Source organism: Roseibacillus ishigakijimensis, assembly GCF_016595415.1.
Lineage (GTDB): Bacteria > Verrucomicrobiota > Verrucomicrobiia > Verrucomicrobiales > Akkermansiaceae > Roseibacillus > Roseibacillus ishigakijimensis.
In genome coordinates this window covers 19,118-39,897 of sequence record NZ_JAENIO010000032.1, presented here as the reverse complement: position 1 = coordinate 39,897, position 20,780 = coordinate 19,118, and the positions used below count along the sequence as shown (strand labels likewise).

Sequence of the window (20,780 nt, the reverse complement as noted above, 5' to 3'; positions counted from 1 at the left end):
TGGCTAGGAGCTATTTCCGTGGAGCGGGAACTTCGCCCTCTGGAGTGAATTTTCGGATAACTTCGATTTGGCCGACGATGTGTTCATTAAATTCGTCAAGGTCTTCCGCTGGAATCCAATATTCAGCGTGTAGGCGTCCTCCTACGGTTTGCTTTTCAAATCGAGAAAGGTATTTGGAAGAGATATCGAACCTAGTCACAAAGCCGACATTTCCATTTGTTGAATCTTTCGTATTCCAGTCTCGGGCTATTTGGACGGCATAATCTTCGTTTGTCACAGGATAGAAGATTGGCTGTTCGGGGAGTCGAGGTGGCCACTTTCGAAATCCGCATTTCTTGAGCAATAAATGTTCTCGCTCCCCAATCGGTCGGTAGAGAGTTGTGACTTTGTTCATAGCAATGTGAGGTCGGGGTTGGTCGAGAGGAGGTCGTCATAGGAGGAGCGGTCGAATTGATAGAGGCGGGCGGCCCGGCGGGCGGCGTCTTGTTGGACTTCATCGGTCTCGAGGAGGATGCCGAGCTTGAGGAGTTTTTTGCGGAAGTTGCGCTTGTCGAGGGTGGTATCGAGCACCCGCTCGAAGAGGTGCTGGGCTTCAGGGAGGGTGAAGCGGTCGGGGAGCAGCTCGAAGGCAACGGGGCTGTAGCGAATCTTGGCTCGGAGGCGCTGGAGCGCGGTCTGGAGAATATCCGCGTGGTCGAAGGCGAGGGGAGGGATCTCGTCGAAGGGGAACCACGCGGCGTCGCTGGCGTCGGTGTCGGCAGTGGGCGGGTGCTCGAGGAGGTTGACGAGGGCGAAGTAGGCGATGGTGACGACATGCTCGCGCGGGTCGCGCTTGGGGTCGCCAAAGGTGGAGAGTTGCTCGAGATAGATTCCGCTCAGGCCGGTCTCCTCGGCGAGCTCGCGGCGAGCGCAGGCATTGGGGTCTTCCTCGGGGCGGAGGAATCCTCCGGGCAAAGCCCATTTGTCCTTAAAGGGCGCGAGTCCGCGTTTGATGAGGAGGACTTTGACATCATCGTCATCCAGCCCGAAGACCACGCAATCCGTGGTGAGCGCGGGGCGGGGGTAGTCGTAGGTGTGCGGCATGGAAAGCTTTTAAGTGTAAAAAATACGCACGTCAAGAAAGATGGTGTCTTTTTTACACCTAAAAGCAATAAAGAGAGCGGCTGAAGGATGCGCGGGCCATCTTTTCCGCTGCCTTTCAGCCGCCTGGAAGAGAGCGGGGCGAACTAAAAGGAGAGAAGGCGGATGTTGCGGAACTCGATGGTTCCGCTGGCGTTGTGGCTGTCTTGAAGACCGATAAAGCCGGAGGTGGGCCAAGAGAAATCGGGGTAGGTCTGGGGGAGGTCGGGTTCGTCGAGGCAGGTGACACCGTCGATGGTGACCTTCAGGTGCTGGTCGCGGAGGAGGATCTCGAGCCGGTGCCAGCGGTCGGCGCTGTTGTCGACTGCTGGATTGGCGGGGATGCGCCCGTAGGCCGCGCCGGTGGCATGGATGGGCTCGCGCGGCTCGTGGGTCAGCTGGATTTCAATCCCGGTTTCCCAAGGGGCTCCGCTGTCGGCCGCGCGGAGAAAGACTCCGGAATTGGTGTTGGTCGTGAGGCGAAACTCGAGGTTGAGGAGAAAGTCGTCTACGGTGGCGCCGAAATGCAGCCATTCGGCGGGATTGGGGTCCGTGGATCTCTGGCTGAGGATGCCGGTGGCTTCCTCGTAGTGCCAGCCCTGGGAGTCCCCGCCTACGAAGGTGAGGTTGGCAAGACCGTGGGCGAGGGGGGTGGCGGCGGGGTTCTCCGGCCAGCCACCGGCCAGGCGCCAGAAGCGACGCGGTTCGGAGGGGGGGCGAATCTGCCAGGTGGAGGGGAGGGACCGAAAGTCCTCCGGGGAGGCGAAGCTTTCCGGAAGTGGCTGCCAGTGCTCCAGATTGGGTGACCACTCGAGCCAGTAGTGATGGCCGGGCAAGAGAGGGGACTGGAGGAGGAAGCTCTCCCCCTCGCCTTGCCAAGAGAGGGCGGGCTCCCCTTCTTTCCCTCCGAAATAGGCCCCCGGGGTCAGGTCGTCGAGTGGATGGCTGCCGAGGCGGGCTGCATCGCCATCGCGAATGCCGTCGTTGTTGCTATCCAGATGGCCTGTGCCAACCCAGACGACTAGGGGTTGCTGGTAGCTGTTTCCCGCACTGTCGGTGAGGCGCACCCGCAGGCGGTGCAAGCCTTCGGGAAGGGGCTGGGTGGTGTAAAGTTGGTCGGCAATGATTTCAAAGGATTCGTTGTCCGCGTCTCCTTCGCCGGAGACTCGTTCAAAGAGGGGCCCGCGAGAAGAGGTGGGGGTCACCGTGGTCCAATCCAGACCGATGCGCAGTTCGTCGACAGCGGGCAAGGAGTTCGCGAGGTAGTCGCTGAATCCCAGTCGGTTGAAAGAGAGGTTGCCCCCGGTTTCGGAGCCGTTGAAGAAGAGGTCCGGGCTGGCTGGTTCGGCAGGCAAAGGGGGATCGAGCCAGACCGAGACCTCGTCATTGCCTGGGAGGTGGTCGATGCGGATGACATAGAAGTGGCTCTCGTTGTCGTTGGTCGGAAAGAGTTTGTTGGTGCCATTGCGCACCCGCACGCCGAAGCCGCTCTCGTTGCCGACTTGGAGAACGCGCTGGGAGTCCTGGGCCGCGCCGTCCCAGAGTTCGATGCCCCAGAAGAAGCTGTTGCTCCCGGGGGCAGCCAGGAAGCTGAGGTAGGTCACCTCGTTTTCCTGCCCCCAGCGGCGCGCCAGGGGGCGGTGATTCCGGGAGCTGGCTGAGCTCCGGGCAAATTGTCCGCTGGTCGCCAGCGACAAGCCGTGGCGGTCGCGGTAGCTCAGGGAACCGGAGGACAGGGTGGCTCCGTTTCCACTGCTGCTCCAGGGGCCGTCAAAGCCGGAGCCGCCATTGAGTCCGGAGAGAGCCAGGTTTGCGGGGGACGCGAAGCCTTCGTAGACGGGGGCATCTCCGGCCGGGTTCACCCCGGGGCCGGGCGTCAGGTCCCCGGCGTCGAGGTCGTCGAAGAGAAGGCGGCCCACCCGGGTGCCGGCCTCGTTTTGTGGTGGCAGGACGGCATTGGAGAGCAGCAGGCGGTGGGGGCTATGCTCTGCTTGCTGGTCCTGAATGGTGATGGCAAAGGTGTCTTCGACAAAGGCCCCATGGGGGGTGGCCGCCCGGATGACGACAGAGAGAGTGGGACTCACTTCGTGGTCGAAGGCCCGCCGGGTGCGGAGGGTGTTGCCCTCCAGGGTGAACTCCGCGTTGTGGGCTTGCCCGGGCGGTAGGGAGAGGGTGAGGGGAGTATGAAGATCCTTTTCTTGGGCCTCGATGGTCCCAGCCAGGCTCCCGGCAGGCTGATTTTCAAAGAGACTGGCGCTGGCAAAGTGGAGCTCGATATCGGCGCCGGGGATGTGATTGAGGGTATACCAGGCTTCGCTGGACCAGATGGCTTCCCCTTCCGTGGAGAGGAGGTCGGATTGCAAGTGGACCACGTAGCCGGCCTGCCGGTCGGGAATGGTCAAGACCACGCTTTTGCCATCGGCGGCAGGAGTGGCTGCGGTGATGGTAAGGGGGCGTTGATTGACTTTCGCGCCGCCGTAGCTGGCGCTGGGGGCGTAGGTCCAGTGTTGCCCGGCAAAGTTTGCCGGGTCGGCGAGCACGGCGGTGGGGACGGGTTTGGTGTATCGCAAACGAAATCCTTCCGGAGTGGCCTCCACGCGATCGATCTCGAAGAGCTCTGTCGCGTCTTCCCGGGGCCGCAGGCGTTGGAGGCCATGGGTGGTGCCGTTCCAAGACCAATTGCCGGAGGACCCCATGCAGCCCACGTAGAGCGAGCCATCAGGGGCCCAGGCGAGCCGGTTGACGCCGCCTTCGAAGCCCTGCGTGAATCGGTAGACGGCCCCTTGCCACTGGCCCGCGACTTTTTCCAAAGAGACTCGGCGGATCCCGCCTAGGGTCAGTTCGCCCACAAGCATATCGCCGGCGAAATCCTGTCCCTCCGGGATGAGCAGGGGCTGGGTGGGCGAGTTGGCGATCTCGTTTTGGGGAAAATAAATGGCGGCGGGTGAGGGATCTTCCTCGGCAAAGAGGCTGGGTGAGCCACCCCGCGCAGTGGAATTGTAGTGCCCGTAGAATCGTCCCGGGCGGAGGTGGTTGAGGCGTGAGGCGGGGAGCCAGGAGCCCTGGTTATCGGTCTGGAAGATATCGCCTCCGGGGCCGAAGCCCAGGCCATTGGGGGTGCGCAGGCCACCAGCGAGGTAGTCCTTGGCTCCGGTCACCAGGTTGGTGCGCAGCCAGGTCCCGCGATAGGGTGGATTGGGCCCATTGAGCCCGGTGGAGTTGAAATCAATGCTGGTGGACAGGGTGGTGTAGGCGTAGTCGTCCTTGGTGATGAGCCCGAAGTGGAAGTGGTGATAGTTGTCCGAGTCCCAGCCGCTACTGACTGTTTCGTGGCTCTCGTAAAAGCCGTCGCCATCGTTGTCCCGCAGGCGGGTGAGAGCGAGCCGTTGGCTGACGTAGAGTTCGCCCTTGTGGAAAGTCATTCCGGCGGGTTCGAAGAGCCCGGAGGCGACCTCGTTCACTTCCACGGCCTCCGGGTTGTCGCCGAGGGTATTGCTCAGGGCCCAGATGCTGCCATTGGGCGAGCTGGGTTGGGCGGAGGAATTGAATTGATTGGGCTCGAAGGTCGCGACAAAGAGGCGGCCATCGGGATGAACCGCGAGAGCGCCGACCTGGGGCTGGAAGGAAGCGGGCCGAATGGACTGGACCTCCCACTCGGGATGGACGGAGGCCAGAGGCGCGCCCTTCCCCGGGCGGGTGCCATCGCCGGGAGTGATGATTTCTTTTTTGCCCGGAGCGACGACCCGGGTGACGAAGGAAGGGGTCAGGTATTGGGTGGCAGGGATGAGGGCGAAGGTCTCGTCGCCCGGCTTGCGCCATTCCAGCTTCAGGCTCATCTCACCGGCGTTCTGAAAGTAGCGGACTTCCAGTGGTTGGGAGCCTTCGGGCAAAGTCACGGTCGCGATTTTAGAGGTGGCGGCATGCACGCCATCATGGTCGATGACGAGTTCCTCCGCGAGCCAGAGTTCGGCCCCGTCGTCGGAAGTGAGGCGGAAGTGGTAGCTTCCCGAGGTGGGGATGGAGAGCCTGGCGGTGGCCGTGACGATGAATTCGGTGGAGAAATCGGCAAAGTCCCCGCTTCCGGACCAATCAATGGTGTCTCGCTTTTCGTCCACATTGGGGGTCTGGCCGGGCACGAGGGGATAGAGCTGGTCCATCTCCTCGCGAATGTCGTAGAGGCGGAAGGTGAGCCCCTCGGTCAAGTCCTCACCGGAGAGCGAGGTCGGGCCGACGAAGATGAGAAGCGCGGCGAGCAGGGTGCGGTGAAGACTCATGTGGCAAAAGGCCGGGCGAGCTAGCGAAAGCCCGCCCGGCGTGGTTGGTTATGGGATTGTGTTTGCGGAAAGGAGGTCAACGAGAACGAGAGATGGCACTAGCGACGGCGGCGGATGAGCCCGAGGACGCCGAGGAGGCTGAGCAGAGCTGTCGAGGGTTCGGGCACCACGGAGGCCAAGTCGGTGCCGAAGCGGATCTCATCCACGGTGAGACCGGCTCCGCCTGCTCCGAGGCGAATGTTGTCAATGGACAGCTCCTCACCGGTTACCGAAATACCGCCTGCGGGATCGCTGGCTCCAGTGAGGACGGGATCGATCCAGAGGGTTAAATCGTCGGTGCCCGCTGCATCCATATCGAAACGGACCAGAAAGTGGTGGACGTTGGTGTCCGAGGGAATCGCCGTCGAGGTCTTGGTGCCGTTATTGACCTGATACATGAAGTTCCCAGCCAAGCCGCCGCCGTCCACGCCGATGGCGAGGGCCTTGTTGGGGTCGTTATAATCGGTTCCTCCGACTTCGAACGCGGCGTAACCAGCCCAGGAAGAGAAACTGCCGTCAAAGCTGGCGAGGAAGCTCAGATAGATGGTGCCCGTGCCCGCGAAGGCGTTGGCCAGGTCGGTATCCATATTCCGGCCAAAGCGGGTAGCGCTGGTGGTCTGGAGTGCGCTCCCTTCCTCCCCGGAGTAGCCGCTTCCGCTGTAGCTCAGGCCGGAGACGATGGCTCCACTGGAGCCAGACCAGGCGCTGTTGTAGCCGAGGCCCTCTGGATTCTGTCCACCAATGGCAGAGGTCGAGTCATATTCGCCAGCGGCGGGGTTGCTACCGGTGAGGATGGAGTCATTGGCCAGCAGGGCTGCTTGCGCGGAGGGGGCCAGCAGGGTCAGGAGCGCTCCGAGGCCAAGGCTGCGATCAAGGATTTGTCTTTTCATAGGTTTCTGATTGAAGGTGAGGCGAGCGTGAAACAGCTTGCCATCTTCCCAACAAACGGAATTGGGGCGCGGAAACGGACAAAAAAGGAAAAATCCTTGGTAGGGGGCTTGAATTTTCCTTTTTTCTTTGCTCGCGTGAATTCAGGGGAGGAGGGCGGCAGCTTCTTCCCGAAGAAGACTGGCGTTGATCCAGTCGAACCAATAGCCGTCAGCGTTGTTGGTCATGGTTTCGGTGGTGGATTCCTTCGCAATCAGCCGTCGTCCTTCCTGAAAGTGGGAGCGGGCCTCGGCGCTTTGACCGGAACGGCTGGCGGTCATGGCGAGGAGGAAGTGGAGGCTGGCATCGCGCGAGGTCTTTTCGCCGGCGAAGCGCAATCCTTCCCGGCCCCAGGCGGCGGCATCGGCGGGTTGATCCCGACGGTAGGAGTGCAAGCAGAGCGAGAGGTGGCGCCAGGCATAGATTTCCGAATTTTCGGGAGAGGGGGCCTCGGTGCGCAGGTGGTTTTCCACCAGATTCGCCAGGGGAGTGATGGCCGCGAGGAGTCTTTCGTTGGCTGGGCGCAGGAGAGTGGCCTTGAGGACTTGCTCGGCAACGTGGACATCGGCGCTATCGCCAAAGCGAGCCACGGCCATTTCACGAAACACTTCGTATTCGGCATCGGCTCCGGTTGAGCAGAGAGCGGCCGCTGCTGGTAGAAGGTGGCGGGAGATTTGTTCGGAGTCGGCGGGGTTGATGTCGCTGAGGGTGCGGGCGAGCCCGGCGAAGGATTTGGCAGCCTCTTTCCAGCGGGCTTCGTTGAAGTGCCACTCTCCTAGCGTGCGATAGGTGTTGGCGGCCTCCAGGGAGGGGGGGATTTCCGCCAGGGGGATGCGACTGAGAAGGGATTCAGCCTTGCTTCTCTCCCCCAGCGAGAGCTGGAAAGCCGCCTGGGCCACAAGGTCGCGATGCTCGGCCTGACGGCGCAAAACCATTTCGTTGGCGAGTGCTTGACTGGCGAGGCGACGGGCCTCTTCGGCGATTTTGCGCAGGCGGCTTTGTTCCTGCCGAGCTTCGCGCTCGCTGAGAAACATCCAGGATGAGGTGCCCAGCCCGGCGAGGAGCGCGAAGAGGAGGAGGCCGCCGGAGAGAAAGGTCATCCGGTTGCGCTGGATGAGTTTACCGAGGCGGTAGCGGCGTCCGGGAGGGCCGGCCGAGACGGGCTCGCCCTGGAGATGGCGTTGGATGTCGCTCGCCAGGCCATTGGCGGTTTCATAGCGGCGACTGCGATCTTTTTCCAAGGCTTTGAGCAGAATCCAGCTCAAGTCCCCCTGCACCCGGGCCATGAGCTGGCGGCCGGTCGTGCCACGCAGAGCAGCGAGTTCGGCGAGGCGTTCCGAAGGCAGGGCGGCGAGGAGGGTGGCGGGTTTGGGAGGGTCGCTCTTGCGGAGGATGGCGCGCACCTCTTCCACATTGCAGTTCTCCGGGGAGGAAAAGTCGAAGGGAGGTTGCCCGACCAGCATTTCGAAGAGGAGAACTCCGAGGCTATAGATATCGCTCCGGGTATCGATATCCCGGCTGCCGCTTGCTTGCTCCGGGCTCATGTAGGTGGGCGTGCCGAGCAGTTGGCCTGGATTCTCCAGAGTGAGGGTTTGCTCGTTGGTCCCATGGGCGGCTTTGGCGATACCGAAGTCGATGACTTTGGGCAAGAGGGTGCCGGCTTGCTGACGACGCACCAAGATATTGGAGGGTTTGATGTCGCGGTGGATGACTCCCTTTTGGTGGGCATGCTGGATGGCGCGGCAAATTTGGATGAAAAGCTCCAGCCTTTCTCCCAGAGTCAGCTTTTCGCGATCGCAGAAGGAGGTCACCTTTTCTCCGTCGACCAATTCCATCACGAAATAGGGGCGCCCGGAGTGGGTCGTGCCGGCGTCGAAGACCCGGGCGATGTGGGGATGCTCCATGCGGGCGAGGGCCTGTCGTTCCATCTTGAAGCGGGCAATCATCCGTTCGGTATCCATTCCCAAGCGGATGATTTTCAGGGCGACCTTGCGTTGCAGGGGTTCGATTTGCTCGGCGAGGTAGACTGTGCCGTAGCCGCCGGAGCCAAGACGCTCGACGAGGCGGTAGCGACCGATGTGGGTTGCGAGGGTTTCTTCGCCAAGGGGGGCAGCGTTCCGTGCTGTGGGGGATGGGGGCGAAGCTTGGAAGGAAAAGAAATCTTCGGCTTCCTTTCTTTTGGCCAACAGGCTTTCGAGGAGGCGCAGGCGCCCGGGATTATCTTGGCAGGTGTGGGCCAGGAAGAGGCGGCGGTCCGTTTCATCAGGCAGGGCCGCAGCCGCCTCAAAGAGAATCATCTCGATCTCGTCGCTCACGGGGCGGGGGGCGGAGTTTCGCTGAGCAGGTGGTAGAGGCGGGCTTTGGCGAAGTCCCAGCGGCGGCGGATGGTGCGCTCGGCGACCCCCTCGCTGTCGGCGAGCTCTTCATTGGTCAAGCCGCCAAAGAACTTGAGGGTGATGAGGCGGGCGCTTTCCGGGCTTTCTTTTTCCAATCGGGTGAGGGCGTCGTCGACCATGAGAACGCGTTCGTCGGGAGTGACGGCGGCGATGTCGAGCGTGCTGAGGTCGAGGGGGACTTGTCCCTGACCCCGTTTGAGAGCAGCTTTTTCGCGCGCCCGGTCGACGATGATGCGACGCATGGCTAGCGCGGCGGCCCGGAAGAAGTGGGCCCGGTCGTTCCAGAGGGGGAGATCGGCACTGCTTAGCTTGACCCAGGCTTCATGCACCAGTTCGGTGGCTTGCAGCGTGACGGCGCGATTGCCAGAGAGGCGGCGGGCGGCAAGATGGCGTAACTCGTCGTAGACGAGAGGGAGCAGTTCGGCCGAAAGGGCTGCCCCGCCCTGGCTCGCATGAGAGAGGAGTCGATCAAGGTTACTCAAGGGAACCCTTTTCTAGGCAAAACAGGGTGAGAGTGTCGAGAGATAAGTTGAGAGCGACGAAAAGGGAAAAAAGCGCCTGGATAAACCTATCAAACATTCCAGGCGCTTTTCCGGGGTAAGGCTTGTTCTTATACCAATGAAAGGATTTAGCTGGTAAAAGGATCGAGGTTCAGGGTTCCAAGTTTAAGGCGGGAAGATGGCGTGATGTCGGAGTCGCAACCGATTGGCAACGAATAATTTGGAATCCTGAACCCAAAAAGATGAGGCCGACCGCGTAGCGCATTTTCTCAGCAAAAAGGTCCCCTCATTTTACCAGATGAAGACTTGAGGTGGTATTAGTTTCCGGTTTGTTGCACTTGGAGGCGGACAAAAACCTTGTCAAGAGGCACCCCTGTGACTTCTGCGGTTATGCTGCTGGTCCCGGTTGCGGGAGTGTTGGCCAGGGTTTGGAAGGTGACGGCGGAGCCCTCGCTTTCCTCCCCGCTGGCAAACCAGTTTTGCAGGTCAGAGGACCATTGGTAGCTGGCTTGCACGTCGAGGAGGACGGTGGCTGTGCGCGGGTGCTGGAAGGTCAGCCCGGCCTCTGTTATCATCACGGCCTCCAGGCTGTCGTTGGGCTCGCTGGGATCGGTGCCGAGAAAGGCTTCCAGTCCATTGGCGAGTCCATCTTGATCGGCATCATCGGAAAAGGCGGTCTCGCTGCCCACGCCGGGGAAGCCAGTCATCCAGGAAGCAAAGGTCTCTCCCTCCGGTCCCAGATAGAGGCTGGTCACTTCGGCTAAGGTGGGGGCGATGCGGACTTCATCGAACTGGTTGCCGGCTGCTCCGGAGCCGACTTGGAAGTCTTCGATCGGCAAGAGGTCGAAGCCAGTGAGAACGATGCCGTCGGCGGGATCGCCTCCGCCACCTAGCACGGGGTCGACCCAGACGGTGAGGGTGTCGGGATCGCTCGCCCGAAGGTCTAGCTTGAGCAGGAAGAGATGGGTCGCGCTATCGGCGGCGATCCCCAAATCCATCTTCGTGCCATTGTTGATTTGATACATGAAGTTGTCCGGGATGCTGCTATCAATGCCGATGGCCAGGGACTTTTGGGGGTCGGAGCCATCTTGGCCCAGCTCGAAGGCCGCGTAGCCCCAAGTGCCGAGTCCACCGCTGAAGTTGGCAAGAATGCTCAGGTAAATGGTTCCCTCGGCGCCGGCCCCCATGAGGCCGGAGAGGGAAGGGGAGAGAGGGCGGTAAATGCGGCCTCCTTGTCCGGTGAGGAGGGAGCCCCCGGCCGGGGAAGCGTAGTTGGGGTCAGAGTAGCTGAGAGAGCCTGCCGCTGCGGTCGGCAGGGCCCCACCGCCGCCCCAGACATCGAAGAAGCCGAGAACGTCCGGCCCTTGTCCCGAGAAAGATTGCACGAGGTATTGGCCTGCATCGGGGTCTTCGCCGATCAAGAAGGGCTCGTAGGCAGGTTGGCCGCCCTCCACGACCAGAATGTCCGCCGAGTAGGTTTCGGCTGGCAATTCGTGGGGGGTGACTCCGCTGCCGTCGTCGGTGACTTTTACGAAATAGGTTCCGAGGTCGGAAGCACTCAGGGAGGGGAAGGTCAGGGTAGAGCCCGTTTGTCCCAGTTCCACTTCGATCCCGTCTTCCAGCCGATACCAGGAATAGGAGAGGGAGCCTAGTCCGCTGGCGTTGGCAGGGATGGTCAGCTCTTCGCCGAGGAGGCCTGCCACGGCGGCGGGCACGGTGACGGTCGGCGAGGGATAGGCGAGGTCGATGAGGATGGAACCACTTTCCGCCGTGCCCTGGGTGTTGCTGGCTACCAAGCGGTAGAAGCCTTCCTGGCGGACATCGGCCAAGGTGAGGGTGGAGTGGCTTTGGTCGGGGAGATCGCTCCAAGGATCTCCGGCTCCTTCATCGCTGGAAAATTGCCATTGCAGCGTGGGGGTTGGCTTGCCGTTGACCGGGATGGTCAGGGTGACGTTGTCGCCAAAGTCCCCGAAGTAGTCATCGGGCAAGCCGCCAAAGCTGGGAGCGGCCAAGGACTCATCCAAAGTGACCGCTGCCAGAGTGGTGCCAAAGCGAAGCTCGTCAAAGCTGTTGCCGGGTCCGCCGGAGCCGATTTGAAAGTCGTCGATATCGAGAAGTTCGAGGTCGGTAAGGACCAGCCCATCCGCAGGATCCCCCGGGCCCCCGAGGACTGGGTCGACCCAGATGGTCAGGGCGTCTCCATTGACGTCCCCGTTCATCTCAAACTTGAGGAGAAAGAGGTGGGTCTCATCGTCGGCGGGGACGCCGAGAGAGGTTTTCGTCCCGTTGTTGAGCTGATACATGAACTCGCCTGGAGCTTCGTCGTCGATGCCGATGGCTAGGGTTTTCTTCGTGTCGTCGCGATCGTCACCCAGTTCGAAAGCGGCGTAGTTCCAGGCTCCGCCTCCGCCGGAGAAGTTTGCCAGAATGCTCAAGTAGACGACCTCGTCGGCAAGAATGTCGAGTTTGTCGCTGAGCACGGAGTCGAGCTGACGCGAGATGCGGCCTGCTGCGGTGGTGGTGACGGCTCCTCCGGTGGCCGCTTCGTAGCTGGGGTCGCTGTAGCTCAGGCCCGTGTCCGAGTGGGCGGTGCCACTGCCCACCCAGGCATTGTTGAAGCCGAAAATGGCCGGGTTTTGTCCGGTCAGGGGAGCAGTGGCATACTGCCCGGTGGACGGGGACTCGCCGGTGAGAAAGGGGTCGCTGGCGAGGGACTCCGCGCTGACGGTGGTCGAGAGGAGGCTGGAAGTGAGAAACAGTAGGGGCGCGGTTGAGGGAGAGAGGTGAGTTCTGATAATGGGTCTCATCGATAATGGGTTGTGGAGAGAGGAGGGCAGCCTTTTTCCTCGGCAGGGGAGCCGGGAAGAAATCGCCCTCAGTCAGAAGAAACGGAATCCCTTTCCCAAAGCGGACAGCAGAAGAGAGATTTTTTTCGTGATGCCTACGGTGAGCTTTTGTTGATGCGGCGGATGCGGAAGGAGGAGATGGTGTCCTCCCAGCCTTCGCTGGCGAGGTCCGGGACTTCGCCCCGGAAGCTCTTGTGGTCCTCGCTGCCGAGTTCATCGCGATAGGCGATCACTTCGTAGCCGGGGCTGATTTTAAGGGAAGAGAGGCTGTCGTTCTGGATGCCGGCTTCTTGCATTTGGTCGAGGTCGTAATCGCCTTCGGGGCAGGCCACTGCCCAGCCCTCGTAGTTTTTGCCGCGGTAGAGGACCACCGGGCCGACCCAGTGGACGCCGAGGGCCGAGATGCGATCGTCCCAGCCGGTCTGGGCCAGATTGTCGGCATCGGTGGAGAATGATTGGGAGGGGCTGGCGGGGGAATTGTGGCGGTAGACGGTGACTTGGTAACCGGGTTGGACCCGCAGGGAGGAGATGGTGTTCTCCTCCACTCCGAGGGCGGCCAGCTTTTCGCGCGAGTAGCCCCCTACCGCGAGTCCTGCCGACCAGCCGCCAAAGCTGGCTTCTTCATGGACCGTGACGGGGTAGCTGCTGCGGGAGCCCTCGCAGGCCCCCTGGGTGACAGTGGCTGTGGTGCCCGGTCCGTAAGCGGAGACGCCGCTGTCGCTGCAGCCTGCCTCCACCACGCACTCGGCCACATTTTGCATCCAGATGCCGCGTCCTTTGCCCCATTGGTCGATGCAGTCCTTGATGTAGGCCCGGCGCAGCAGGCAATGGCGGCTACCGGAGAGGACGAAGTAGCCGCGTCCGCAACGTTCGGCATAGAGGGTGTCGGCGAGGAGGTTTTCACAGCTGTTGGCAAAGCGCAGCCCGGCGTAACCGTGGCGATAGGAGCAATTGTAGGCGTCCACGGTGCCGATGGTGCCGTTCTTGGTTTTATTGAGCAGCACGCCGCACTCCCCGCAATTGCGCGCGACGATTCCTTGGAGCTCGATGCCGTCAATGCCGTAGGTCTCCAGGCCGTGGCCACCGCAGTTGATGAATTGGCAATTGGAGATCGACAAGTTGTGGACCCAGCGTTGGTAGGGGCGGCTGGGGTGGCTGTCGATGCGCATGCCAATGCTGCCTCCGTAGATTTTGATGCCCCAGAAGGTGAGATTGCTACCCCGGCTGGAGCGGATGCCCATGTGGGTGCCGCCGACGAGGGAGAAGTTGGCCACGACGAGCCCGTCCCAGCCATTGTCGATGCCATAGCCGCCGTGATTGCGGATGAAAACGTGGCCGTGAAAGTTGATTTTGACATTCCAGGAAGGAATCGAAATGGGGCCATTGAGGACTCCCCCGGTGAGGACGTGGACGCTGCGGTCCCGGGCGAGGCAACGGTTGATGGCGAGGTGGAGCTCAGGGGATTGCCCGGCTTCTTTTCCGTCGATTTTCCAGTGATACTGCCCGCCTTCTTTCCAGACTTCATTGTCATAGGCGCTGGCGGGGAGAACGCTGGTGAGGAGGGCGAAAAAGGCGAGGAGAGTGACTGGTCGCGGGGTCATGGCGAAAAAACGGGAACTGATGATGGGGCGGAGGACAACGGCTTGGCTGGCGCCATCTTGCAGCGACCGCTTCCCCCGAACGGGTGAGTGGCCTACTCGTCGGGCTCCGGCGTTCCCTGTGCGCAGAGTTTGCTGAGGAGTTCTTCGGCGGCGGTGGTCACGGCGCGGTCGCTGCCATGGTAGTGATTGACGAGAAGCGCAAAGGCGTAGCCCTCGCCCGCCATTGTGCGCAGATAGCCCGCCCAGGTGCGCACCCGTTCCATGGCGCCGGACTTGGCTAGGAGCCGTCCTTCCGCAGCAGTGCCTGTGGCGAAGGAGCGAAGAGTCCCACTGCGACCGGCGGCGGGCAGGGAGGCGCGGAAGACGGATGCGTGCTCGCTGTGGAAGGTGAGGGCCAGAATGTGGGCCACCTGGCGCGCGGTCAGGGTGTTTTGTGGCGAGAGGCCCGAGCCATCGTGGGCAAGGAAGCCGTCCATATCCACGCCTTGCTTCTGCCAGTGGGTGCGCAGTTTTTGCTGGGCGGACTTATGGGTGCCATCGTCGGCCAAGGCTTTGTAGAGGCATTCGGCGTAGAGATTGACGCTGCGCATGTTCACGGGAAGGAGAATGCGGGAGAGGGGAGGGCTTTCGGTGGTGTGGAGGAGGTCTTCGGCAGCAGGGTTGGTCTCGCGGCGGACCTCGACCCCTCCTACCGGGAGGCCACTTTTTTCCAGGAAATCGCGGAAGGCGGTGGCGCAGGAGAGGGGGGGGTTGGGGAGGGCTCCCTGGATGGAAAAACTGTTTCCCGCCGGGACGGTGCCACGCAAGGTGATGAGGGTGCGGCGGGGGCCGCTGTAGGCATAGCCCTGATCGCCGCTGCCGCTGGGACCGGTGCGCATGTGGTTCTCGAAGGTGACTCCGGGGGGGCGAGGGTAGGCGGAGATAAGGCGGGCCTCACTCCCGACTTCGCCGGGGCGAAAGGTCAGGGTGAAGCTGTTGCGGTGGAAGTTCAGTCCGCAGGCACCGGCTCCGTAGTAGTTGCCGATGTCTCCCCAGAGCCACTGGTTGGGCGTGCACTGGTCTTCAAAAAAGGAAGGGTCGGCAATGATTTTGCCGGGGATGGCGTCGATCTCGTGGGTCTGGAGGGCATCCCGCCAAGCGGAGAACTCGGCATTAATGCCGCTGGCCGCGAGGAGGGGATCTCCTCCCCCCAAAATGATGAGGTCCTCGCCCTGGCGAAAGAGGCGTGTGCGGAAGCGGTAGTCCGGCCCGAGGATCTGCAGAGCCGTGGCGGTGGTGACGGCCTTTTGCACCGAGGCGGGGGTGAGGGCGAGATCGGGCTGGTGAAAGAGAGGCTGCGCCCGGGGAGAGGTGGCCGCGGGAGAGCCCTCTTCTTGTGCCCCGGAAGGAGAGTCCGGAAGAGGCGCGAAACCGGCAAGAGGCAGAAGGGCAAAGCCCACGGAAGCTGTCTTGCAGACCGGATCTTGCAAAAACTCCTCCAAGGGTGCGGCCCCGAGGGCCAGGGTGCTGCCGAGGGTGAGAAAGAGGGCGGCCTTCATGACAAAAAGATCTCCGTCCTAAGCTCCCTCCTGCCAAGCGGAAAGGAGGTCTTGCGCTTGGAAAAGAAAGTCCAGCCTCGCCGGGAGAGGAGGCTTGTGCTTGCATCACCATTGGCCTTGTCGTTTGGCAGGAGCTGATTTTTTTCATGAAAACGACAGAAAGCATTGAGATTGAATCGGATCCCGCCCGGGCTTTTGAATTAACGGTGATGCGGGTGCCTGATTGGAGTGAGGTCGTGGTGCGGGAGGAGCCGCTGGAGGGGGGAGAGGGCGAGCCCGGCACGCGCTTCCGGGTGGTCACCGAAGAACATGGCCGCCGGATGGATTTTGTGGGCGAGGTGCTGAAAAACAAGCCACCCCACGAGCATCTCTCCGTTTTACAGGGAGAGAGCTTTGCTATTGAGGTCGCCTACACCTTCGAGGCCATCCCCGGTGGCACCCGGGTGTGGCAGATGTCCCTCGTGCGTGGCAAGGGCCTCTTGCGCTGGTTCTTTCTCACCTGCGGCTGGTGCTTCCGGCGAGCCAACCAGGCGGCTGCTGATGCCGAAATGAAGCGGCTGAAGGACTTTATTGAAAGCGAGGACGCCGTTGCTTCCCCTTGACTAGGCCTCGCCCCGTTTGGCCGCCAGATGGTTTTTGAAAAGAGTGAGGGTCTTCTCACGTTCGGCGGCATGATCGACGATGGGGGCCAGGTAGTCCCGACCGTGGCCACTGACGAGGTCGGGGGCCTGGTGGAGCTCCTTGGGCGCGACTGCGGCAAGTTCAGGGACCCATTTTTTGATGTAGTCCCCTTCAGCGTCGAAGCGCTTGGATTGGGTCCAAGGGTTCTGGATGCGGAAGTAAGGGGCGGCATCCGCGCCCGTTCCCGCTGACCATTGCCAGCCGCCGTTGTTGGAAGCGATTTCACCGTCGAGGAGGTGTTGGGCAAAGTGCTGCTCCCCGAGGCGCCAGTCGAGATGGAGATCCTTGGTGAGAAACATGGCGGTTATCATGCGCACGCGGTTGTGCATGAAACCGGTCGCTTGGAGCTCGCGCATGCCGGCATCGACAATCGGGAAGCCGGTGCGGCCTTCCTTCCAGGCCGCGAACTGTTCCCCGGGTTCGGCCCAGGGCAGACCGCGGTAGGCGGGATTGAACTCGTGCTGCAAAACGTCGGGGAAGGCCTCCAGGAGGTGGAAATAAAAGTCTCGCCAGGCCAGTTCTTTGATGAATTTGTTAAAACTCTCTCCCTCGGAGGGAGAGCTGGCTGCCTCTTGCGCTTGCTGGGCATGGGCAAAGACCTCCCGAATGGACAAGGTGCCCCAGCGCAGGTCTTGGGACAGGCGGGAAGTCGCCGCCACGGCCGGATGGTCGCGCTTTTCCGCATAGGCGGGGAGGCGATCGGCGAGGGCCTGGCGCAAGCGTTGACGGGCGGCGGCTTCTCCGCCGGGGAGGAGTTCGGCCTGCGCGGGGAGGCTCAGCTGCCAGCTTTCCAGAGCGGGCAGAGGGAGGGAGGAGAGAGCCCCCGGGGTGGACAGGGAAGCGGGCTTCCGGTCTGGCGCGGGCTTTTCAAGAGCGAGCCACCGCTTGCTGTAAGGGGTGTAGACGCGGTAGGCGGTGCCGTCATCCTTGCAGGTTTCCGCAAAGCGGTGCAGGGCGACGCCGTCATGCCCCTCACAAGCCCAGCCTTGCTCTTGGCAGAATTCCTGCAGCTGCGCTTCGACCTTTTTTCCGTAGGGATCGGGGTCGTGGTGGAAGTGAATGGCCCGGACGGGGTATTCCTCGCCGAGTCGGGCCAGGACCTCCAGCGGGGAGCCCTGACGAAGAATGAGCCGACTGCCGAGCGCGCGCAAATCCTCGTCCAGAGAAGCCAGACAGTCGCAAAGAAATTGTTGGCGTCCGGGGCCAGTCCAAGGATGGGATTCGCGCCAATCGCTCAGAATGTAGAGCGGGATGAGAGGAGCGCCGGAATGACTGGCGGCCAGGAGGGCGGGATTGTCGCTGAGACGAAGGTCGCGACGGAACCAGTGAATGTGGGCGGGAGCAGGATCGGGCATCGGAGGAATTAACCCTCTTTCAGCAATTTTTCAGCTTTCCGAATGGTCGTCTGTGTCAGTTTCCCATTCATCTTGCGCGAATTTTCCAAAAGGTCTTTGAGCGCGGCCAATTTGCTCTCTGCGGCGGCCAGCGATTGGCGCGGACCGCCAAATTGTTTGTCCGAATAGTATTTCGTAAAGGTCTTCCCGCCCCGGCTGATACAGAGGCGCCAGCCTTCGAAGGCGGCGGTCTCGTAGGTAAACCGGGTGAGGTTGGGTTTCGATTTCATGACATAGGGAAATAATTTTTTGAGGGAATAAGAGTAACTTACGTGAATTCTCAGAAGGTTGAAAGCAGGAAGCTTGCGGAAGAGACAAAAAAAAGTTGCAAAATGTCTTTCTGTGCTGTTGCTTCCCGCCCGCGAGTGCAAAACCGCCGTTGGTCCTTCATCGTTCAAAAGTTTGGACGAAGCTCGTCTGAAGGGGAACCCGGCTAATCTAAACTACTATGTCTGAAGAAGTCTTAGAGGACCAGAATGAAGCAAATGACGGTCCCGTCAAGTTGGACCGGTTCGAAGTGCCGAACCGATTGGTAAAAAACGAAGACACGGCCACCGAATTTTTCGGCCAGTTTGTTGCCGAACCTTTTGAGCGCGGTTTCGGCCACACGGTCGGGAACTCCCTGCGCCGGGTTTTGCTTTCCTCGTTGGAAGGTGCGGCCATCACCTCCGTTCGTATCTCCGGAGTCCAGCACGAGTTCTCCACCCTTGCCGGAGTGGTGGAAGATGTCACCGATATCATTCTCAATCTGAAGAAAGTTCGTTTCAAGCACCATGGCAAGGAATCCCGCGTTCTTTCCATCAACGTGAACAAAGAAGGCGCGGTCACCGCTGGTGACATCGAGGACGACAACATCTATTCGGTGATTAACAAGGATCACGTCATTTGCACCCTCGACCGCAAGGTGAAGTTTGAGTGCGAATTCGAAGTTTCTGTCGGTCGTGGCTTCCGCATTGCGGATGAGAACAAGCGTCCCGATGCACCCATCGGCGTCATCGCCATTGATTCGATCTTCAGCCCTGTCACCCGGGTGAAATACTCGGTGGAAAACACGCGGGTGGGTCAGATTACGGACTACGACAAGCTCATTCTCGATATCCATACCGATGGCCGCATTGAGCCCCATGACGCTCTTTTGCAGGCTTCCGGCATCCTTCGCCACCACCTCGATGTCTTCGTCAACTATGATGACAACGCCATCGAGTTCGAAGAAGCTCCTGCCGAGCAGAGTGAGGAGAATGCCGCGCTGAAGAAACTTCTCAACATGAGCGTGAACGAGATTGAGCTCTCTGTGCGCGCCGCCAACTGCTTGAACAACGCCAACATCACCACCGTGGGTCAGCTCGCGATGAAGAGCGAGGCCGAGATGCTCAAGTATCGTAACTTTGGTAAGAAGTCCTTGAATGAAATTAAGGACAAACTCACTGAACTCGGATTAGGGTTGGGGATGAGCATCGATCCCGCGCTGCTGTCCGGACCTGTAACCCAAATTCAGGCTCCCCGTCTGGGAGCCGATGAAGAGGCCCCGGTCGGACTGGCTGACCTCATCGCCCAAAATATTGACGACTGATTGAAAACGCGTTCATGAAACACCGTAGAAAAACTCCCAAACTGAAGCGCAACGCGGCCCAACGCAAGGCCCTGTTGTCCAACCAAGCAGCCTCTTTGATCAAGAATGGCCGCATCCGCACGACTCTGGCCAAGGCCAAAGCCCTCCGTCCCGTGGCGGAGAAGTTGGTGACTCTTGGCAAGCGGGGTGACCTGCACGCCCGCCGCCAGGCCATCGCCTATCTGCGTCAGAAGGATGTTGTCAGCAAGCTCTTCGGCGAGATTGCCGAGGCCGCAGCCGATCGCCAAGGTGGCTACTGCCGCATTACCAAGCTCGGGCCGCGCTCGAGCGACGCCGCTCCTATGGCCTTCATCGAGTTTGTCGATCTCGACATCACCGTAGGTGAAGTCGAGGAAGATGATGCTGAGTAAGTCGGCTATTTCTTAAGCTCTTTTTCCAAGCCGGACCATTCGCGTGGTTCGGCTTTTTTATGGCTGAATCCTTCATCCCAAGGGCTTTTTCTGCTTGGACTCCAATCATTCAGCCTCGCCGCGCAGGGCTCTTCTTCAGTAAAACGAGGCAGCTTGATCTGAGTGGAGAGAATCCCGAGTTGGTATGGTCCTCTGGGCTCTGAAGTGACTCACGGGGGAGGAAAAGAAAGATAGTCAACAATAGGGAGAACGGTGCCGTCGTCCCGTCGGCAGGCTTATGAATAAGGAAAGACTATGAATAAGGAGACAGGGAAATAGGTAAAACGCGACGTAAGGGGACAAAAAAACAGGCAATCCGGAGACTGCCTGTTTTTATGGAAAGTGTGAAGTTGTTCCCCCAACCGTTACACCTTCTTTTTGAGCTTTGCGTACTCCTTTTCCAGGCTGGCAATTTTCGCTTTGGCTCCTTCAATTTCGTCGAGGATTTCGGCGAGGCGGTGGAGGGTGCGGGATTGGGCGGTAGCGCCCTTGGAGCCACCCTTGGTAGGTGTTGCAGCGGCAGGGATGCCGGGAGCGCCACCAGCGGCGGCACGCTTTTTCCACGCAGTAATGGTCAGCGGGGTGATGCCGAAGTGCCGGGCGGCGGCTGCGACGCCTCCACGACCCTTGTCTGCATCGACTGCTGCGACATAATCAAGCACCTCCTGCTTCTCAGCAGCGGTGTAACGTTTTCCTTTTGTTGCTTTACTTTTGGACATGTGGGGGGACAACTAACTACCGAAATTCTCAGACGGCAAGGAGAAAGTATAGCAACAGAGAACTTTTTCTACTTCGATAGATAGTCCGTAATCACCTTGGGAAGTTCGGCGAAGTGAGTAACGAAGGCTTGTGATTGCATTTGAACAGTTTTTCGTTTTACTACCCCACCAAAGCCCACAAATAAGTCAACGACACCTTTGGTTTCCAAGTCTGAAATGCCGTCTCCGACCATGACGGCACTAGTTTTTTTCTCTTTGCAAAGAATACTTTTTATAATGTCGGGTTTCCCTCCGTTGCGAGCAGTAGGGGATTCTTTATCAAAGTTTTGATAAGAGCCATCGGGGTTGAAGATGAGATCGACAGCAAATATCTGTTCAATGTTCAAATGATGAGCGACAGGCTCGATCACTTGGGTGAAGCCTCCCGAAATGATAATGGGCTCCCAGCCCTTAGCCCGTAGTTCCAGCAAGGTCTCGTCTACTCCGGGAGAAAGACGTTGAATATACATCTCGCCCACTTTGACGCACATCTCGCGGCTGGGCTTTATGAGGTCGAGGCGGCGTCCGAAGACTTCGTCGATGGGCACGGTGCCATCCATGGCTTCGTTGGTCAGGTCGATGACCTGGGATTCCACTTCCGGTCCGCGCAGGGCGGCCAGTTCGTCGACGCCCTCAATGGCGCAGAGGGTGGAATCACAGTCGAGGAAGAGTAGTTTTTTCATGAGTA

15 protein-coding genes and 1 pseudogene are annotated in these 20,780 nt (G+C 60.4%); 3 read left to right on the top strand and 13 right to left on the bottom strand.

Annotation, left to right across the window (positions count from 1 at the left end):
* Positions 1 to 10 precede the first annotated feature (10 nt).
* The 9 genes and pseudogenes from JIN78_RS12135 to dacB all read right to left on the bottom strand — a co-directional run.
* Positions 11 to 394, bottom strand: coding sequence for a hypothetical protein (locus JIN78_RS12135; RefSeq protein WP_200392243.1), 384 nt, complete (start codon positions 392 to 394; stop codon positions 11 to 13).
* Complete coding sequence (locus tag JIN78_RS12130; RefSeq protein WP_200392242.1) at positions 391 to 1,083, bottom strand: NUDIX hydrolase; 693 nt, start codon at positions 1,081 to 1,083, stop codon at positions 391 to 393. Before JIN78_RS12130 ends, JIN78_RS12135 begins: the two co-directional genes overlap by 4 nt.
* 143 nt (positions 1,084 to 1,226) lie before the next feature.
* Complete coding sequence (locus JIN78_RS12125; RefSeq protein ID WP_200392241.1) at positions 1,227 to 5,393, bottom strand: 3-keto-alpha-glucoside-1,2-lyase-like domain-containing protein; 4,167 nt, start codon at positions 5,391 to 5,393, stop codon at positions 1,227 to 1,229.
* Between the two features lie 98 nt (positions 5,394 to 5,491).
* Positions 5,492 to 6,322 (bottom strand): PEP-CTERM sorting domain-containing protein, encoded by an 831-nt coding sequence (locus tag JIN78_RS12120; RefSeq protein WP_200392240.1) that lies wholly within the window; start codon positions 6,320 to 6,322, stop codon positions 5,492 to 5,494.
* Positions 6,323 to 6,463: 141 nt separating this feature from the next.
* A complete protein-coding gene (locus JIN78_RS12115) occupies positions 6,464 to 8,674 on the bottom strand; it encodes a serine/threonine protein kinase (RefSeq protein WP_200392239.1) in 2,211 nt (736 codons plus the stop codon).
* A complete protein-coding gene (locus JIN78_RS12110; protein ID WP_200392238.1) occupies positions 8,671 to 9,237 on the bottom strand; it encodes an ECF-type sigma factor in 567 nt (188 codons plus the stop codon). Before JIN78_RS12110 ends, JIN78_RS12115 begins: the two co-directional genes overlap by 4 nt.
* A gap of 335 nt (positions 9,238 to 9,572) precedes the next feature.
* Positions 9,573 to 12,062, bottom strand: coding sequence for an immunoglobulin domain-containing protein (locus JIN78_RS12105; RefSeq protein WP_200392237.1), 2,490 nt, complete (start codon positions 12,060 to 12,062; stop codon positions 9,573 to 9,575).
* 134 nt (positions 12,063 to 12,196) lie between these two features.
* Positions 12,197 to 13,702, bottom strand: a complete 1,506-nt coding sequence (locus JIN78_RS12100) for a right-handed parallel beta-helix repeat-containing protein (protein WP_200392236.1) — start codon at positions 13,700 to 13,702, stop codon at positions 12,197 to 12,199.
* Positions 13,703 to 13,875: 173 nt separating this feature from the next.
* A pseudogene (gene dacB / locus JIN78_RS12095) lies at positions 13,876 to 15,240 on the bottom strand (D-alanyl-D-alanine carboxypeptidase/D-alanyl-D-alanine endopeptidase); the annotation flags it as partial.
* A gap of 146 nt (positions 15,241 to 15,386) precedes the next feature.
* Here dacB and JIN78_RS12090 point away from each other — a divergent pair.
* Positions 15,387 to 15,842 (top strand): SRPBCC family protein, encoded by a 456-nt coding sequence (locus JIN78_RS12090; RefSeq protein WP_200392234.1) that lies wholly within the window; start codon positions 15,387 to 15,389, stop codon positions 15,840 to 15,842.
* Here JIN78_RS12090 and JIN78_RS12085 read toward each other — a convergent pair whose 3' ends face one another.
* Positions 15,843 to 17,276, bottom strand: a complete 1,434-nt coding sequence (locus tag JIN78_RS12085; protein WP_200392233.1) for a cryptochrome/photolyase family protein — start codon at positions 17,274 to 17,276, stop codon at positions 15,843 to 15,845.
* Between the two features lie 8 nt (positions 17,277 to 17,284).
* Positions 17,285 to 17,713: a hypothetical protein gene (locus tag JIN78_RS12080; RefSeq protein ID WP_200392232.1), complete on the bottom strand. Its 429-nt coding sequence runs from the start codon at positions 17,711 to 17,713 to the stop codon at positions 17,285 to 17,287.
* A 50-nt stretch (positions 17,714 to 17,763) separates the two neighbouring features.
* On the opposite strand from JIN78_RS12080, the gene JIN78_RS12075 reads away from it, so the two are divergent.
* Together JIN78_RS12075 and rplQ are read left to right on the top strand one after the other, a co-directional pair.
* Positions 17,764 to 18,885, top strand: coding sequence for a DNA-directed RNA polymerase subunit alpha (locus JIN78_RS12075; protein WP_200392231.1), 1,122 nt, complete (start codon positions 17,764 to 17,766; stop codon positions 18,883 to 18,885).
* A 14-nt stretch (positions 18,886 to 18,899) separates the two neighbouring features.
* Positions 18,900 to 19,295 carry a 50S ribosomal protein L17 gene (gene rplQ, locus JIN78_RS12070; RefSeq protein WP_200392230.1) on the top strand — a complete coding sequence of 132 codons (396 nt, stop codon included), beginning with the start codon at positions 18,900 to 18,902 and terminating at the stop codon, positions 19,293 to 19,295.
* 404 nt (positions 19,296 to 19,699) lie between these two features.
* On the opposite strand, the gene JIN78_RS12065 is transcribed toward rplQ, so the two are convergent.
* Positions 19,700 to 20,053: a helix-turn-helix domain-containing protein gene (locus JIN78_RS12065; protein WP_200392229.1), complete on the bottom strand. Its 354-nt coding sequence runs from the start codon at positions 20,051 to 20,053 to the stop codon at positions 19,700 to 19,702.
* Between the two features lie 68 nt (positions 20,054 to 20,121).
* A complete protein-coding gene (locus JIN78_RS12060) occupies positions 20,122 to 20,775 on the bottom strand; it encodes an HAD-IB family phosphatase (RefSeq protein WP_200392228.1) in 654 nt (217 codons plus the stop codon).
* Between the last annotated feature and the right edge of the window lie 5 nt (positions 20,776 to 20,780).